Annotated in this window: 17 protein-coding genes; 5 read left to right on the top strand and 12 right to left on the bottom strand. The window is 63.3% G+C overall.

Annotated elements, in window-relative coordinates; all coding sequences use genetic code 11:
• Positions 1–156 precede the first annotated feature (156 nt).
• The 3 genes from QFW77_RS11235 to QFW77_RS11225 form a co-directional block, all read right to left on the bottom strand.
• Positions 157–567, bottom strand: coding sequence for a lipocalin-like domain-containing protein (locus QFW77_RS11235; RefSeq protein WP_280574775.1), 411 nt, complete (start codon positions 565–567; stop codon positions 157–159).
• A gap of 216 nt (positions 568–783) precedes the next feature.
• Entirely contained in the window at positions 784–993 is a 210-nt protein-coding gene (locus QFW77_RS11230; RefSeq protein ID WP_280574774.1) for a hypothetical protein, read from the bottom strand.
• Between the two features lie 418 nt (positions 994–1,411).
• Positions 1,412–2,446 carry a right-handed parallel beta-helix repeat-containing protein gene (locus tag QFW77_RS11225; RefSeq protein WP_280574772.1) on the bottom strand — a complete coding sequence of 345 codons (1,035 nt, stop codon included), beginning with the start codon at positions 2,444–2,446 and terminating at the stop codon, positions 1,412–1,414.
• Positions 2,447–2,854: 408 nt separating this feature from the next.
• Between QFW77_RS11225 and QFW77_RS11220 the strand changes: the two genes are divergently transcribed.
• The 3 genes from QFW77_RS11220 to QFW77_RS11210 are packed head-to-tail and all read left to right on the top strand — an operon-like array spanning position 2,855 to position 4,479.
• The gene (locus QFW77_RS11220) at positions 2,855–3,832 is read left to right on the top strand and encodes a tetratricopeptide repeat protein (RefSeq protein ID WP_280574770.1); all 978 of its coding nucleotides are present in this window, start codon (positions 2,855–2,857) and stop codon (positions 3,830–3,832) included.
• A gap of 60 nt (positions 3,833–3,892) precedes the next feature.
• The gene (locus QFW77_RS11215) at positions 3,893–4,189 is read left to right on the top strand and encodes a hypothetical protein (protein ID WP_280574768.1); all 297 of its coding nucleotides are present in this window, start codon (positions 3,893–3,895) and stop codon (positions 4,187–4,189) included.
• On the top strand, positions 4,177–4,479 hold the full coding sequence (locus QFW77_RS11210) for a hypothetical protein (protein WP_280574767.1): 303 nt from the start codon (positions 4,177–4,179) through the stop codon (positions 4,477–4,479). Before QFW77_RS11215 ends, QFW77_RS11210 begins: the two co-directional genes overlap by 13 nt.
• Before the next feature lie 186 nt (positions 4,480–4,665).
• On the opposite strand, the gene QFW77_RS11205 is transcribed toward QFW77_RS11210, so the two are convergent.
• Both QFW77_RS11205 and QFW77_RS11200 read right to left on the bottom strand, forming a co-directional pair.
• The gene (locus QFW77_RS11205) at positions 4,666–5,049 is read right to left on the bottom strand and encodes a hypothetical protein (protein WP_280574766.1); all 384 of its coding nucleotides are present in this window, start codon (positions 5,047–5,049) and stop codon (positions 4,666–4,668) included.
• A gap of 308 nt (positions 5,050–5,357) precedes the next feature.
• Positions 5,358–5,648 carry a peptidoglycan recognition protein family protein gene (locus QFW77_RS11200; protein ID WP_280574764.1) on the bottom strand — a complete coding sequence of 97 codons (291 nt, stop codon included), beginning with the start codon at positions 5,646–5,648 and terminating at the stop codon, positions 5,358–5,360.
• Between the two features lie 132 nt (positions 5,649–5,780).
• Between QFW77_RS11200 and QFW77_RS11195 the strand changes: the two genes are divergently transcribed.
• Positions 5,781–7,160, top strand: a complete 1,380-nt coding sequence (locus QFW77_RS11195) for a glutaminase (protein ID WP_280574763.1) — start codon at positions 5,781–5,783, stop codon at positions 7,158–7,160.
• A 190-nt stretch (positions 7,161–7,350) separates the two neighbouring features.
• On the opposite strand, the gene QFW77_RS11190 is transcribed toward QFW77_RS11195, so the two are convergent.
• The 6 genes from QFW77_RS11190 to QFW77_RS11165 all read right to left on the bottom strand — a co-directional run bounded on the left by QFW77_RS11190 (position 7,351) and on the right by QFW77_RS11165 (position 11,530).
• Positions 7,351–7,800, bottom strand: a complete 450-nt coding sequence (locus QFW77_RS11190) for a hypothetical protein (RefSeq protein WP_280574762.1) — start codon at positions 7,798–7,800, stop codon at positions 7,351–7,353.
• Positions 7,797–8,255, bottom strand: a complete 459-nt coding sequence (locus tag QFW77_RS11185; RefSeq protein ID WP_280574761.1) for a hypothetical protein — start codon at positions 8,253–8,255, stop codon at positions 7,797–7,799. Before QFW77_RS11185 ends, QFW77_RS11190 begins: the two co-directional genes overlap by 4 nt.
• Positions 8,248–8,955 (bottom strand): N-acetylmuramoyl-L-alanine amidase, encoded by a 708-nt coding sequence (locus QFW77_RS11180; RefSeq protein ID WP_280574760.1) that lies wholly within the window; start codon positions 8,953–8,955, stop codon positions 8,248–8,250. Before QFW77_RS11180 ends, QFW77_RS11185 begins: the two co-directional genes overlap by 8 nt.
• A complete protein-coding gene (locus QFW77_RS11175; RefSeq protein ID WP_280574759.1) occupies positions 8,952–9,482 on the bottom strand; it encodes a PAAR domain-containing protein in 531 nt (176 codons plus the stop codon). The genes QFW77_RS11180 and QFW77_RS11175 overlap by 4 nt, the downstream gene beginning before the upstream one ends.
• 280 nt (positions 9,483–9,762) lie before the next feature.
• Positions 9,763–10,353, bottom strand: a complete 591-nt coding sequence (locus tag QFW77_RS11170; RefSeq protein WP_280574758.1) for an NADPH-dependent FMN reductase — start codon at positions 10,351–10,353, stop codon at positions 9,763–9,765.
• Positions 10,354–10,732: 379 nt separating this feature from the next.
• Positions 10,733–11,530 carry a MipA/OmpV family protein gene (locus tag QFW77_RS11165; protein ID WP_280574757.1) on the bottom strand — a complete coding sequence of 266 codons (798 nt, stop codon included), beginning with the start codon at positions 11,528–11,530 and terminating at the stop codon, positions 10,733–10,735.
• 363 nt (positions 11,531–11,893) lie between these two features.
• Between QFW77_RS11165 and QFW77_RS11160 the strand changes: the two genes are divergently transcribed.
• The gene (locus QFW77_RS11160) at positions 11,894–12,541 is read left to right on the top strand and encodes a TetR/AcrR family transcriptional regulator (protein ID WP_280574755.1); all 648 of its coding nucleotides are present in this window, start codon (positions 11,894–11,896) and stop codon (positions 12,539–12,541) included.
• Positions 12,542–13,213: 672 nt separating this feature from the next.
• Here QFW77_RS11160 and QFW77_RS11155 read toward each other — a convergent pair.
• On the bottom strand, positions 13,214–14,200 hold the full coding sequence (locus QFW77_RS11155) for a zinc-dependent metalloprotease family protein (protein ID WP_280574754.1): 987 nt from the start codon (positions 14,198–14,200) through the stop codon (positions 13,214–13,216).
• Between the last annotated feature and the right edge of the window lie 811 nt (positions 14,201–15,011).

Here is a 15,011-nt window from a genome sequence, read left to right as displayed (position 1 = left end):
GTCCGGGTTCCGTGCTGGAGCGGCTGCTACGGGTTCGACCCGGCCGCTTCCCAGGCGGTGACCGGAGCAAGCGGAGAAATGTACCCGACGATGCCTGGATGGTCAGCCGCCGGACACCCGTGCGGCGCAACCGAATCGTGCCCTGGGATCGCCCCCTCAGCCCTCGGCCACGCGTTCGAAGGTGATGATGCTGCGCGTCTGGCCGTGGTCCGCCCAGTTCGGCATCACCCGCCAGGGCGTGAGCACCTGCAGCCGGTCGCCGTCGAGCGCGAACTGGCGGCGCTGTTCGGTGCCGACCCAGGCCGGGTTCCAGGCCACGTCGACCGCCGTGACCCAATCGTCGCCCTCGAGCCGGTAGCGGCCGGTATAGGCGATCAGGGTCTCCAGCAGCTGCGCCATCTCCCGGTCGCTTTGGGCCGGCTGGCGGCCATCGCCGGTCAGCATGAACCACACGCGGCCCTCGGGGCTGAAGATGGTGTAGCCCGCCGGGTGGTCGCCCATCGCCGGGAACCGCTCGCCCGTGGAGCGGACCTCCACGTCATAGGACACCAGGCGCCACGTGCCCACGATCGCAGGCGATGCCGGAACCGGCCCGGATGTCGTTTTCGAGGTGGGGGGCGAGGACATCCTCGCCACTCTGCAACGAATGCTTCGGCGAGATCAACCCGGTCATGCAGGGCGCCCACCTGCTGCGCTGCCAGCGCGGCTAACGGGGCCAGGCCCACTTCGCTTCGTGCAACGTCAAGCAGCAAGCGAACCTGCCCCCGGTTGCGCTAGCAGGTGCTAAACGATGCAGATGTACTGGCCGCAGTAGCCGAGGTACTGCCAGGAACCGGCCTCGCACTGCCACACGTGCCAGCCATCGGGCTCGAGGGTGTGACCGATCTGCCCCTCCCACTGGCAGGGCTGGGCAGGCTGAGCAACTGCACTGGCGGCGCCCAACATGAGGCAGAGGCCGACCACTGCCGCTAACTTGCTGATCTGTCGTTTCATTGCTGTTCTCCTGAACGTTGGGAGTGTCAACAGGCGCCCCCACCTCCGGTGGCCGCGCACCCCAGGAACACGCGCGGGGCGGGCGAGGCCGAACGAATGGATCGGGCGCCGCTGACGGAGCAACCCTGGCTCCGTCCGGGATGCGCCAGCAGTAGGGCAATGCCGCGGCGACGGGTAGGAGAAGTCTGAAAGAGTGGGATCCGTGACCCTCGCGCCCGCGGCCCGTCCCAAGCCGCTGCGCTTCCACTTGGCCCAGGAGATCGCGCGCCGCCGCTGCACCGTCGAAGACCTACTGCGGCATCATGGTCAGGGTGCGGCCGGCCAGCGCGCCGCGCGGCCAGCCGCCGAGCATGGTTCCGACAGCAAACGCCGTTGGACGATACCACTCCTTCAGCAACCCAAGTCGAAGGCTTCCAGACTATTGGCAAAGCGTGTCCGGATCGGGTGGGGGGCACGGCTCCACGGGCGGACCGGGAGGCGCCGGCGGTTCAGGCCGATAGTTACCGGAAGTTCTCAATCGAGGCTGGGCCAGCACCCCGCAGGCGTTGTCCGGACCATACAGTTTGAAGACGCTGATCCACCCCTCGTAGCCGTCGTTCAACTCGTTGTAGCGGAACTCGTTGCCGATGGAGGGGCACTCCGGGGTGGGCTTGGTGCAATCGGTCCGGTCGTGGGTGCAATACCAGTCCGAATAGAATGCCCCCAGGCCGGTATCGAAGAATCGGTTGTCCAGGATCTGGTTGAAATCGGACGCGTCCCGAATCCGGATCGGATCGCCATTCGAATTGACGAACTTGTTGCGCTCGATGAGATTGGAACTGGAATGATGCGCGGCGTAGATCGCGTGGATGTGCGCGCCGTCCCCCGCGTGGTTGAGCACGTTGACGAAATGGTTGTTGACGATGTGGTTGTTCCTGGAATTGACCAGTCGCAGCGCCGCGGTGGAGTAGCCGCCGATGCTGTAGACCCCGCCAATGTTGTAGAAGTACATGCCTTGGATCTTGTTGCCACCGTTCCACGCGTTGATGTCGTTACGGTTGCCGCTGAACGACATCGCGGTGTTGTAGTTCTGAACGCGTAGGTAGCGGAAGTTGAGCCGGCTGGTTCCGTCCGTTCCGCGGTAGTTGAACCACAATGCAGCACCATTGCCCTCGAAGACGGGGCGATCGTTCGTGAAGTTGATCGGGGTGAAGGTGATCAACTGTCCATTGGTGAACGTCCAGTCCACCTGCTGGTCGTGGTAGACCCCCTGTGCGATATGGATCTCGACCGGCGTTGCCGGCGAGGCACTCTCCAGCAGCTGATTGGCCCGCTGCAACGTCCTGATCGACGCGGCTGGCGTGAGGCCGCTGTTGCTGTCATGCCCGGTTGCAGAGAGAAAAAGCTTGTATGGCGCAGCCTGGGCGATCCCCGTGGCCAGCAGCATTGCAAACAACAAGATCCCCTTCCCCATCGTAGTACTCCTTCCTTGAGACCAGCCGTGATGGTATGAAGAACGGGAGCCCTATTTCGTGACGACAGAAGCACTTTCGACTGCCAGCGCTGAACTCACCTCCCCCCATCCTTATTGAAGGGCGCCGCCTTCGGTCGCGCGGGGCCGCGCCTGCGGCTTCCGCGAAGATACAGCCCGGTGCACCTGGCATCATCCTTACACCGTTCGTGCGGCCGAGCCCCGAAGCGTCACGCAGATCAATCACCATGGTGGAGGCCAATATCCGGCGCTTTGCCGTACCCCGCCGCCCACGCGTCACCCACGCCAGCTGGGGCCGTGGCTCATGCCTGCGCCGCTGCGCTTCCGTCGCTTGGCGCGGAATACATGCCATCATCCCCAAACTCCACCGCCCACCCACCCACCCACCGCATGACGGACGACGACGAGCTCAAGGCGTTGCACGAGCGCGCATACGCCGCAATGGACCGCGGATCGCTGGCCGAGGCTTCACAGGATTTCGGCGCTCTGCTCCTGCGCGAGCCTGACAACCGCTACTACCACTACATGCGTGGGTTGGCATCCAAGTACCTGCTTGAGTGGCCGGCTTCGCTGCAGCACAACCTGCGCGCCATCGAGCTGGCCGAAGAGTTCGGCGAGGCCGAGCACTGGAACGCCGCCATCGCCGCGACCGCGCTCAGCGACTGGAAGCGCGTGCGAGCCCTGTGGTCCGCGTGCGGCATCCAGGTGCCGGAAGGAAGCGGCGCCATCGAAGGCGACTATGGCGTCGCCGTGGTGCGCCTCAACCCCTGGCACGGAGGCGAGACCGTGTTCATGCGCCGTATCGATCCCGTGCGCGCGCGGCTACTCAATGTGCCGCTCCCAGAAAGCGGCCACCGCTTCGGCGACATCGTCCTGCACGACGGCGCGCCCACCGGCCACCGCCACGACGGCGAGCGCGAGGTACCGGTGTTCAATGAGCTGGTCCGGATCGCCCCGTCGGACTTTCAGACATTCGTGGTGTTCCTCCGTTGCAATGGACCAGAGGCGCTTCGGCCACTGCTCGAGGCGACCGCCCCGGGGATCGGCTACGTGGAAGACTGGACACAAACCGTGCACCACTATTGCATGCGGTGCAGCTATGGCACGCCGCACCGGCACCAGGCGGGCACCGGGAAAAGCTGGCAGCCCCACCGCAATCTGGGCATCGCTGCACAGAGCCGGCATTCGGTAGAAAAGCTACTTCGCGACTGGGATAGCACCGGCGCGGCTCGTGATGTCGAGGGCATCGAGACCCGCGAGGTGGCGATCCCACTGCGCGAGGATGGCTGGGTCTGGTGGTCCGGGCCTGTGGACGAAGGGGCGCCTGCTCCGGAATCAGCTACAGATCCATCTACAGCGGATACCTGACCCAGCAGTCTTTGGTTGGTTCCGAGTCGCCGACTAAGCTGAACGCAGGGTATTCCAACCATGAAGATCGAAACCTCGCGGAAGCTGCAACAAGAGGAGCTGGACCTGGCTGCCGCGAACGGCAGGTATTCTGTTCTATGCGCGCTAGCGGCAGCAGTTGCTTTCGGCTTTGGATCAGTATGGATCCCGGGCATGCTGCTGGTCGTCGCTGGTCACTTCTTGCTCAGCTACATTCATCACCGGAGTACGGCCAAGCGATATTCCCTCCCAGCCGAGTCCGAGCTGCCAACCAGCGAAGATGATCCCGCCCCCATCTTTCAGACGACCATAGAGGTTGGGGAAGCGTGGAGGCTTTGAAGATTCGCGCCTTTGGAGAGAAGCCCGCTGTGAGCGAGTGCTTCGATCTGATCATGGCAAGAGTCTCCTCAGATCCGGAGCGATTCGACCGGGCGTACGTACAACTCAAAGAGCAGGGCTTCATCATGTACCCGCAGTGGCGCTCTGAGATCGCATCTATCGAAATCGAAGCGCTTGACATCTTCCCGGGAAAAAGATGCAGAGCAATGGTCGTGTTCTCTGGAGATGCCAACGACATGTGGATCTGCGATTCCGATGGAATCTCGTTCGGTGATCTGGTGAGGCGCTAGAAACCAAACCCCGGCTCTCCATGGTGGCCTGCCCGCCAGGCAATCGGCCAGCTCGCCCCAGGCCCACCTCGGGCGCCCATGCGTGCGCCTGCGCAGAGGGCCCATCGCCCTGATATTCATCCGTCCGGCATGGTAGTCGCCTGCCGCGGCATGGGCTGGGTATGCTCGCCAGCTCAGGGGCAGCGCTCACTCGGGCCCCATCCCGTCGGTCGGCAGCAACAGCAATGACTCGCATTTCTTGGCCGAGCAGCCGAAGTGCCGGGTCGTGCCGCCTTCCTGCCATGTGGCGACACCACCGCCATTGATCGCGAAACGCCAGTTGCGCCCCTCAGCTTGCAAATGGCCGCTGATGCTGCAGCCCATTTGGTAGAAACGCTGGTAGGGCCTGTCTTCGTAGGCATCGGCCGAATGGAAGAACGCCTGGACCTGCGAAGACGACAATTTCCAAGTCCGGCAGGCCTCCTCGAGCGGATGCCCGGGTTCGCCGTGATACGCGGTCCAGAGCCCAGTCATCGCATTGCGCGGCAAACTCCTGCGCAGAAGACTTCGGCTCAGTTTCGACAGCGCCAACTTCCGTGATCTCGAAATCATGGATGTGTATCCCGCTGCCATGACATGCGGAGCTGAGGAGCGCCATCGCCAACATAGAGACCTTGGCCTTCGCCAGCAGTCTTTCTGGAGATGGTGCCATGAGCACAGACATCTGTGTCTCCAAAGCTGTAGAACGCTTCAACAAGCTAATCAAGGTACGAACGGAACTCGTTCGCTCTGGCGTAGGTGCGTCCCACGACTCCGAGCTCTCGTGGTACATCGCGACGACCTCGATACCGGCACTGTCCTCGTTCTTGGGGTAATGGTCAGGATAGGGCTCTGCCTTCTCATGGTCGTGACCAGCGCGCGGCCCCATGGCGCAGCCGCTTGGCCTCTTCGGCCTCGCAAGTGCCCTCAGCCAAACACCTGGACTTGATCGGACCCACGTGGGCAGTGTATTTGCGCAGGCTTGCCGTCTGGTAGGTCGTTCCATCCTTGTCGATCAGGAAATGGGTGCCGATGTCGCCTGAAAGGGGGGCGAGGGCGCTGACCGGCGCGGCAGACACCGTTCGATGCAGGACGACCGCTACCGGACCGGAGATCGCCCCCTTCTCCAGCGCTGCGATGGGCTGGTGCACGAACCCCGCATTCTGCACGTAGCCATTCTCGCCAACGTATGGGTCGAGTCGAACCTGACCCCTGCTCTGCCAGGGGGTTGAATCCGCACCCAGGCTGCGGTTGGATGGCAGCCCCATGATCCGGACCACCCCATGCGCTCTCCCGTCCCCGACTACCTCGTCGACGTGCTCGACGCCGTGCGCTCGATCGACGATGGCGCGCCCGCCGACTACATCGAAGTGCTGGCCAAGGCCGACACTTCACGGCTCGCCGTGGCGCTGGCCACCGTCGATGGCGAAGTCTATGCGGCGGGCGACAGCGATGTGGCGTTCTCGATCCAGTCAATCTCCAAGCCGTTCGCCTATGCGGCCGCCATCGAAGACGTGGGCCTGGACGCGGTGCTGGCGCGGATCGGCGTGGAACCGTCGGGCAATGCCTTCAATGAGCTCTCGCTCGAGGACGGCACGCATCGGCCGATGAATCCGATGATCAACGCCGGCGCGCTCGCCACGCATGCACTGGTCGCCGGCCCCGATGCCAGCGGCCCGCAGCGCGTGGAGCGCCTGCGCACGCTGATGTCGGCGATGGCCGGTCGCGAACTCGGCTACGACGAAGCCGTGTACGAGGCGGAACTGCGTGACGCGCACCGCAACCGCGGGCTGGCGCACATGCTGCGCGCCGGCGGCATCATCACCGCCGAGGCCGAGACCATCGTCGATGGCTACGTGCGACAGTGCTCGGTCGACGTCACCGTGCGCGATCTCGCCCTGATGGCCGCCACCCTGGCCAACGGCGGCGTGCAGCCGCTTACAGGCCGCCAGGTGATCCATCGCGATGGCGTACGCCAGGTGCTGTCGGTGATGACCACCTGCGGCATGTACGACGCCGCGGGCGACTGGGTTTCCAACGTCGGCATCCCGGCCAAGAGCGGCGTGGCGGGGGGCATCATCGGTGCCCTGCCCGGCCAGCTGGGGCTCGCCGTGTTCTCGCCGAAACTCGATGCGCACGGCAACAGCGCACGTGGCGTGGCTGTCTGCGAACGCCTCTCGCGCGACATGGGCCTGCACATGATGGATGTCAGCCAGATCGGCCGCGCGGTCGTGCGCAAGCTGGTGGTGACGCTGGCCGGCGGCAAGGGGCGCACGGGCGATGCCATCGTGCCGGTCTACGAACTGCGTGGCGCTGTGCTGTTTGGCGGCGCCGAACTGTTGACGCGCACACTGGCGCACGACCTCGGCGATGCCAACGATGCCGGTGCCGGCCACCATCGCGAAGCCACCGCGGTGATCCTCTCCCAGTTGCACACCCATTCGCTCAACGATGTCGCCACGCGCATGCTGCTGGAGAACCTGCGACGCCTGCACGCAGACCGCCGCACGGTGGTGCTGGTCGATCCCGACGGCGTGCTCGACCTCACGTCCCTCGACCCCGCGCGGCGCCCACGGGTTGTCGCCACCGATGCCGAGGCGCAAGCCGTGGTCGGCGGCGATGCCTGCCGCATCGTCGCCAGCCAGGAAGACACGGGTCGCTAGGCAACAGATTCGGGTTGGTTCTCCCGTACGCGCGTACGGGACCATTCAGTACCGGGGAAGATGGGGCGACCGAGGAGAGCGGCGGCGATACTCAACGAGACCTGAGAAAGCCCAACCTGACCCGGTTTGATTGAATTGAGCTGAACTGACCGCGATATCGCCTGCCCCAGCATGGGCAGGGCATGCCGGATCAATCGACCGAATCGATCGGCACATGCTCCCACATGACGAGCCGGGCGCACGCCTCCTGATTGCATCCGAAGTAGATGGTCTCTGCGTCGTGTGTCCACGTACCCTTCGCCGCGCCGTTGATCTCGAAGCGCCAATCGATCCCGTCATATCGAACGACACCTTCCACACTGCATGGCGCCGTATCGAAGTCATGATGATACTCACGCGGCGTGAGTCGGGTACTCATCGAGAAAAACGCCGCGGCAGATTCCGCGTCCAACGCCCATTGCTTGCATTGTTCGGCATATTCCGGCGCGGAAGACGCCCGCTCGATCTCGACACCGGTCGTTTCCGTAATCTGGAAATCTTGGATGCGTATCTCGCTGCCATGGCATGCGGAGCTGAGGAGCGCCATCGTCGCCAGACCTAGCATGGGCAGGGTATGGTCCAGTCCGAGGCCAGCGGTCACTCGGGTTCCATCCCGTCTGTCGGCAGCAACACCAATGTTTCGCACTCCTTGGCCGAGCAGCCGAAGTGCCGGGTCGTGCTGCCATCCTGCCAAGTGGCGACACCACCGCCATTGATCGCGAAACGCCAGTCGCGCCCCTCGGCTTGCAAATGGCCGCTGATGCTGCAGCCCACCTGGTAGAAACGCTGGTAAGGCCTGTCTTCGTACGCATCGGCGAAACGGAAGAACGCCTGCACTTGAGAAGGCGACAATCCCCAAGTGCGGCAGGCTTCCTCGAGCGGATGCCCCGCTGCGCCGTGATACTCGGCAGGCGCCACGTCTGTCACCCGTAAAGCTCCGTCACCTGGGGTGCCAGCAGGAACCCCGGCGCAGGCAGCCGTCAGCGAAATCGCGACGATCAGCGCGGGAATAGTTGAACCAGCACAACTGCAACGGCAGGAAGTCATATCATTCATTCCCGGAACCGGCCCACAGGCCAGCACCCTCGCCCTCAGTCTTGTAGGAAATCAGGTCGTGCTCGTAGACGTCGGCATCGCCGATGGAATAGGCCGATTGCAGTATCGTGATGATGTTTGCGATCGATTCGATCTGCTCCGCAGTCGCCGGTTCCCACTCTGGCACTCCCTTGTCCTCCGGCCCGCAGTTCTTAATGCACCGCGAGACCGTCTCAATGCCGACGCTGTCTTCGTTGAGCGGATATCGCGCGGGATACGACTTGACCTTCTCATGGTCGTAGACGCGCTTGGGCGCCCAGCCGAATCCACGAATCGTTTCCATCTCATCCACGGGGCAATCACCAGCCTCGTAACAGCGGGAGCGAATACGTCCGATGTGCGAAGTGCGTTTGTGGAGGCTTGCGGCCTGGTACACAGTACCGTCCTTATCAACATAGAAGTGGGTGCCGAACCCAGATCTTGCGGTACTGAACGCACCCTCGACGCTTGCGCCCTCAGTTCTATGCAGCACGATTGCCACCGGACCGGTCATGTCACCCTTCTCCAGCGCTGCAATGGACCGGTGCACAAACCCCGCGTTCTGCACGTAGCCATTCTCGCCAACGTACGGGTCGACTGAAACCTCGGCGCGCCGGGTGTTGGCGACGTCTGACGTCTGGCTGCTACCAACCTCGACGAACCGCTGCGTGGCAGCGCTCATGGGCCTTCCTCCTCGAGTTCGATCCGCAGCGTCTCGCAGCAATTCGATTTGACGATGTGGGTAGCGCTCTCTGCGTCTGTGGTACCCGTCTCACAGCGCCCGTCAGCGTGGAAGACCCTATAGTTTCGGTTGGCCAGGGGCTGACCGGTCAACGACGAGCGCAGCACGAACCCCTCGTCGTAGTCTGCTGCCGTGTCGGTAGCCGCACGCAAGGGCACCGCTTGCGGCACCTGTGCCACAGCGGCCGCGCCGGAGGCGCCGGTGTCGATGAAAACGCGACTCTGCTGCACGGCAAGCACCTTGCACCCGCAGGCAAGCGAACTGCCATGCAGCGCGACTGGCTGTCCATCGATGATAGTGGTGCTATCGCCGTCGACGATCGGGAATGCGCCCTTGTGGAGCGGGCAGATGGCCTGATCATTGACGCGGGCAACGGGCTTGCCGTCGATATCGGTGAAGGGCGAGCCCGTGATGACCCGCCCACCGCTGGAGGTCGCGTCCCCAACCACGATCCACATCCTTGCCATCGCCCTCTCCCTGAGTCCGGCTTCCAGCCGCACTTGAAATTATCCGAAATCTGGCGCCCCTACCACCCCACCGGATCGACCGGCGGCGGCGAGGCTTTCTATCCTCCCCTGGGGCGCCCGCCCTCCACTTGGCCGAGGAGGTCGCGCGCCGCCGCGGGACGGCCGATCGAAGTGGCCAAAACGGGTCAGCCCCAGGGCGCCGCGTACTGCGCGGCCGCGCGCCCTCCCCCTCGCCAGGCGAGGCCGTCCGAAAAGCGAACCCGACCCCGGTTTTTCCTACTCAATACGGTGGCGCCCGCCGCGCCTTCTGCAAACGCGCGGCTTCGGCCCACCACGTCAGGTCATCGGCGAAGCGGGCAAAGCTGCGTTCGAGCGACTTGCCGGCCGCTTCCAGGGGTTGGCCCTGGTCGTCCAGGGTCTTTGCAATCGGCCCGGCTTCCACCGTGCTGGAGATCACCACCATGCCCATCTCCGACAGGGTGCCGTGCCAGGCGACATTCGCGCGCGCACCGCCCAGGCGCCCGGCTGAATAGCTGACGATACCGGCGGGACGCCAGAACCACTCCTCCAGAAAGTGATCGGTCAGGTTCTTCAGGCCCGGCTGCATGCCCCAGTTGTATTCGCCGGTGACGAACACAAAGCCATCGGCGCCGCGGATCTTGCCGGCCAGCGCCTCCATTGCCTCCGGTGCGTGGCCCTGCGGATACTCCTTGTACATGCGGTCCAGCATCGGCAGGCCGACCGCCCTGGCGTCGATCAACTCGGCGTCGATGCCGCGCGCCTGCAGCGTGCGCACGCAATAGGCCGCCAGGCGGATGCCCATGCGGTCGGAGCGATAGGAACCGTAGAACACCAGGATGCGCTGGGACATGACCTTGCCTTCCGATGGGGACGGTGTCTGCGCTGGATCTGCGGCCATCCTACCCCTCTCCTCCGGATCGGCCCTACAACCGCCGCCAGCGGTGGCGAAGGCGTTGACGGCTCCGGCCCCGCTCCAACTGCACCTGCACCAACGCATACGGATCGCACGGACGCGGCGCCGGGGATCGCGACCGAGCCCGGTGCCACGTCTTGCCCCTCAGTGGCGGGTGGCCGCCTGCGGGCGCCAGCCCGCATTTGCGGGCGGCGGCAGCCTCGGCATGGCCGCATCGAGCGCGAATCCCGCCCAGTGAGCATTCAGCGATTGAAGACCACGCACGCGAGCTGATCCCCGGACGGGGAACAGCTGCACGTGCGTGGGGCATGCGCCGTCAGAAGCGGAACAGATAGCCGGCTGAGACTCTGGTCTGCCGGGATTGTTCGACCAGCGGGCTTTGCTCGATCTCGTCTCCAAACTCGGTTGCCGCGACATCCAGAAAGAACATGTGCCGTTGCGCGGGACTGTAGTCCAGGCGCAGGCCCGCCTCGATATTGACCGTGGCGTCGCCGGCGTAGGCGGGGCGGTCCAGCGTGGCTTCCTCAGGGCGAACGCCGTAGTAGTAGCTGACGTACTTGTCGTCGACCCATTCCGCGGCGATGCGCGGACTTAGCCCGAAGCGGCCCATGCCGAAGCGACGCTCGGCCTGGACCCGCCCACGAGCGCCTTCGCTGTTGTCCATGACGTCCACCAAGTATTCGGCAGAGACCTCGGCAATCGACGTGTTCCAGGCAACCGCCGCACCGGCCCAAGCGCTGTCGTCGCGTTCCTGCATTCCCTGCAGGTAATCGGAGTCATCGGGATCGTAGCCATCCAGCGCGTAGCGCGCCCGGACCCGAAAGTCGAGGACGTCGCTGTCGTTGATCTTGAAATCGACCCGGCCGGCGTTGATCTCGATCCAGCGGTTCCCGAAATAGAGGATCGGCAGCCCCTTGGTTTCGTTGTCGTAGTCGCGATACGGCCGATCGATCACCGCGGCACCCAGGCCGATTCCCCACCGCGACGTTTCCGCCTCCGGAACCTCGGCCTCCTGGGCCCGGACCGGCAGCGTAGCCGCCAGGCCGACGGAAAGTGCTCCGACCCACGCTAAAACCGCATTCGGCGACCGACGCTGAAATTCCTTCTGAAGCATCTTCAAGATCCTCGTAGGGCCGGTCGCGAACCAACCGGCAAGTTGATGTCGTTGTCCCGACGCAGGCGGCCGCCGGCTGCTGTGTCCGGAGTGGGGAGAGCGCTACTGAGCCGCCGGACAGCACGATCCTATCGCTATAATGACCGTACGGTCATTACAGATCTGGCAGTGGTAAGTCGCCGTTCATGGTCACCGGTGCTGAGCCGACCGTACCGAGCGTGGCTCGGGGGATCAGGTCCCGGGGGCACGGCGGCATGCACCGGCGATGCCGGCGATACACTCGGCAGCGGAACGCCGGCACGGCGTGGTTCCGTCGGGCCGGGCCCGAAACCGCCTGTAACCGCCAGAACGAAAGAGGCAGCCATGACGGCAAAAAAAGCAAAGAAGAAGCCGCAAGCCGGGAGCGAGACGAGGAAAAGAACCCGCTTGTCCCCCGAGGTCCGCCGCAAGCAGATACTTGAAGCGGCGCTGGTCGAGTTCAGCAGGCAGGGCTTTGCCGCCACCAGCATTGCCATGATCGCGGAGCGTGTTGGGATCTCGAAGGGCAACGTTTACGTTCATTTCTCCAGCAAGAACGAGATCTTCGAGACCTTGCTCGAGTCGCTATCCTCGGTGGGAAAAGCGCAGGGAAACTGGTCCCGGCTGGAGACCGCGCAGGATGTCCCGGCATTCATCGACAACCTGATCGATGCGAGCTACGCATCGTTGACGCCCGAGGCGCTGGCCGTCCTGCGGATGACGATCGCGGAAGGGCACCGCGTTCCGGGCATCCTGGCCAAATGGCAGGAAGCCAATCTTAGCGGCCGGGCCAATCGGCAGGCCGCCATCGACGAACAGGTGGCGGCGGGCCGGATGAAGCGCGGTCCGCTCACCGATCACTTCCATTTCGCCATGACCCCGGTCGTGTACGCGGCGGTCGCAAGACTGGTCTTCGGCGAGGCCGCCGCCGAAGACGTGGACCGGATGAAAGAAACGCACCGCAAGCTGCTGCACCAGCTATTGCGGTCTTGATCGATGGTCCGCGGGCATTCCGGGACCGGCGGCGACTGATCTCCGCACGTTGTGTTGGCGCCTGGAGGCCATGAACCTGCCCCGCTGAAACGGACACCGATCCGCGCGGACGCGGTGCCAGGGATCGTGACCGAGCCCGGCACCGCGCCCTGCTCGATCAGTGGCGAGTGGCCGCCTGCGGGCGCCAGCCCGCATCCGTGGGCGACGGCAGCATCGGAATGGCCGCATCTAACGCAAACTCCGCCCGGCTGGCGAGCCGTAAACGACCCGCTCCTCGCGTACGCGGTTTCGCCGCCTGGACGCATCGGGAAGCGTCTGACCGGCCACCTTGTCCATGAGATCGCTTGCGGTTTCGGCCTCTTCGAAGATCGCATCGCCCAGCATCGTCAGCGTGCCCTCGGCCAGCGATTGGCACCGCGTTTGGCCGGCGATCGACTAGCTAAACGCTAGCAGCCTTTCAGTGCTGCCAAGCTTGTCAGCCGTTGCGAAGGTCTCGCGCCCGGCACGCTTCTGAGAACCGCAGCATAAAGGACAAACGGCGACAGTTGACGCCGTTCTTCAAAAATCCTCATTCGGATGAACCCATCGTCCGGCGTACTCAAGCCTACTAATCGCGCTAGCCTCTTTAATCGTTAAGCGAATTATGCAGACTCGTTCTAGCAGCAATAGACATCACCAGTGAGCGGTCTCCAAGCGGCCGTGTGGTGTGTAGAGTTTTGGCGTACCAGAGGTGTGTTCCATTTGGGTAGCTGGAGGATCGGGATAGAAGCCGGCTACGACAGACTTCTGTTGGATTAGCACACGCGCGTTGTCATGCGTTTGCGCCGTACCCCTCGGCTCGCCGTTGTGCTCATGTACCGGGCTCGACCATTTGTTCTGGCGGGGACAAGAGCTCTGACAGCTCTGAGTAACGGACATCACAGTACTCCAACCAGCAACACCAGGTTCCGCCTCTCGGCGATATCCATGCGCGAAGGGAATAATCGGCTCTGGGATGGAAGCATCTTCAGGATTGTGGTCGGCCCAAATGAGATGCCCGAGCTCGTGCGCAAACACGTGCGATGCAAAACAACCGCGCCGCACCACGAACATGGCAGTCTCTTTGACCGAACCGAGCGAAGCCGCCAGCCCACATACGGGGTCACCTGGTGCCTCCACCACAAGGGCGATTACATCAGCGTACTCAGATTCACGAGCCTGATGAGGCAACCACATTCCACCCTGGACATAGTACAGATCCGACAAAGCCTGATGAACTGAGCTTTCCGTATATGCGGGCCGCGCAAATGCGGCAATCTCAAGTTCCAGATCTATGTCGCTTGAGCCATAGCTCGTATGAGCATTCGCGATGGCATCGCTGACTTCATCAACAAGAGCAGCATATCCGCCCGCTCCGGACTCGGCCGCAGCTGTGAATCCAATCACCAGACGAATCTTGTCGGGGGACTTCTCATTGCGCTGTCGAGCCCCCGCTTTCGGCTCGATACGCAGTTCTGGGAAAAGAATGTCGTTTGGCGGCTGATGTAGCTTCGACAGATCCTGCTTGCTTAGAACCTGAGTGCCGGAAGAAAGTCTAGCCACCTGATAGACGAAATCATCAACCCGAATGGTCGCGAAGATTCCTCCTCTTTTAAGAGGCACGATACGTACCTCACGCAAGGTCCCTGGATCAAACCCCGGCGGATCTCCTGGCAAGACAACCTTGCCATTCCACGTTCCCTGTCCTGCTGTTGCCCGCGCCCTCGATCTTTATGATGCGGACATGCCGGTCGTATAGAAAGACGTCAAGCTGACTGTGATTCAGTGCGTCTGGCTCGACGGTAACCGGTATCGCCCACTGGATCGAGTGGTCACTGCGCCGTCTATCCAAGAAAGCTTTGTCCGATGCCGAAAGAGCATCCGTTTTCACCAGGACGTCCAGCAGTCTCGGTGCGGAGGGATCTTGCGCTTGGAGCCCGCCCGCCATTCCGTAGCCCACAACCATAATCAGTAGTAGAAATAGACTTTTCATCAATCCATCTCCTTTTTAGCTTCCTGCGTACTTGCTACCTGAATTGGGTAGCCGCCAAAGGATGCCTGTGAGCGTTCTCATTGACCAGAGAAGTGCGAGATGTTCGTTCGCACTTCACCGAGAAGGCTAACGCCGCAGAGTCCGTCATGATGTGCCCGCAATCACAGTGCTTTTTTTGACAAGCCTAGCCTCCGCCGGTCGACCCGCTCACCGGACTGCCTAGTTAGTGCGGTCGCGGTGGACTCGGTCGTTTGGCGTAGCCCAAGAAGCTGAACACGCGGCTGTGGGCCACATCGCGGCCGGCACCCCGTTCATAGCCAAACCCGAACCCGCGTCCACGACCCTATATAGCACCTGCCTGTAATGCTGGATCGCGACCATCAGGTCTCGTCCTTGCCCAACAGGGACGCCAATTTTTTTCGGGCGCGCAGCTCCAGCATCGCCTCGCCATACGCTTCC

The organism is Luteimonas endophytica (assembly GCF_029887875.1).
Taxonomy (GTDB): domain Bacteria; phylum Pseudomonadota; class Gammaproteobacteria; order Xanthomonadales; family Xanthomonadaceae; genus Luteimonas; species Luteimonas endophytica.
The sequence above is the reverse complement of the archived record's forward strand: the minus strand, read 5'-3'. Positions and strand labels throughout refer to the sequence as shown.

Excerpts from the sequence above, each read along its gene's own strand:
- QFW77_RS11230 (WP_280574774.1), bottom strand. The coding sequence starts at position 993 with ATGAAACGACAGATCAGCAAGTTAGCGGCAGTGGTCGGCCTCTGCCTC.
- QFW77_RS11225 (WP_280574772.1), bottom strand. The coding sequence starts at position 2,446 with ATGGGGAAGGGGATCTTGTTGTTTGCAATGCTGCTGGCCACGGGGATC.
- QFW77_RS11220 (WP_280574770.1), top strand. The coding sequence starts at position 2,855 with ATGACGGACGACGACGAGCTCAAGGCGTTGCACGAGCGCGCATACGCC.
- QFW77_RS11215 (WP_280574768.1), top strand. The coding sequence starts at position 3,893 with ATGAAGATCGAAACCTCGCGGAAGCTGCAACAAGAGGAGCTGGACCTG.
- QFW77_RS11195 (WP_280574763.1), top strand. The coding sequence starts at position 5,781 with ATGCGCTCTCCCGTCCCCGACTACCTCGTCGACGTGCTCGACGCCGTG.
- QFW77_RS11185 (WP_280574761.1), bottom strand. The coding sequence starts at position 8,255 with ATGAATGATATGACTTCCTGCCGTTGCAGTTGTGCTGGTTCAACTATT.
- QFW77_RS11180 (WP_280574760.1), bottom strand. The coding sequence starts at position 8,955 with ATGAGCGCTGCCACGCAGCGGTTCGTCGAGGTTGGTAGCAGCCAGACG.
- QFW77_RS11175 (WP_280574759.1), bottom strand. The coding sequence starts at position 9,482 with ATGGCAAGGATGTGGATCGTGGTTGGGGACGCGACCTCCAGCGGTGGG.
- QFW77_RS11170 (WP_280574758.1), bottom strand. The coding sequence starts at position 10,353 with ATGTCCCAGCGCATCCTGGTGTTCTACGGTTCCTATCGCTCCGACCGC.
- QFW77_RS11165 (WP_280574757.1), bottom strand. The coding sequence starts at position 11,530 with ATGCTTCAGAAGGAATTTCAGCGTCGGTCGCCGAATGCGGTTTTAGCG.
- QFW77_RS11160 (WP_280574755.1), top strand. The coding sequence starts at position 11,894 with ATGACGGCAAAAAAAGCAAAGAAGAAGCCGCAAGCCGGGAGCGAGACG.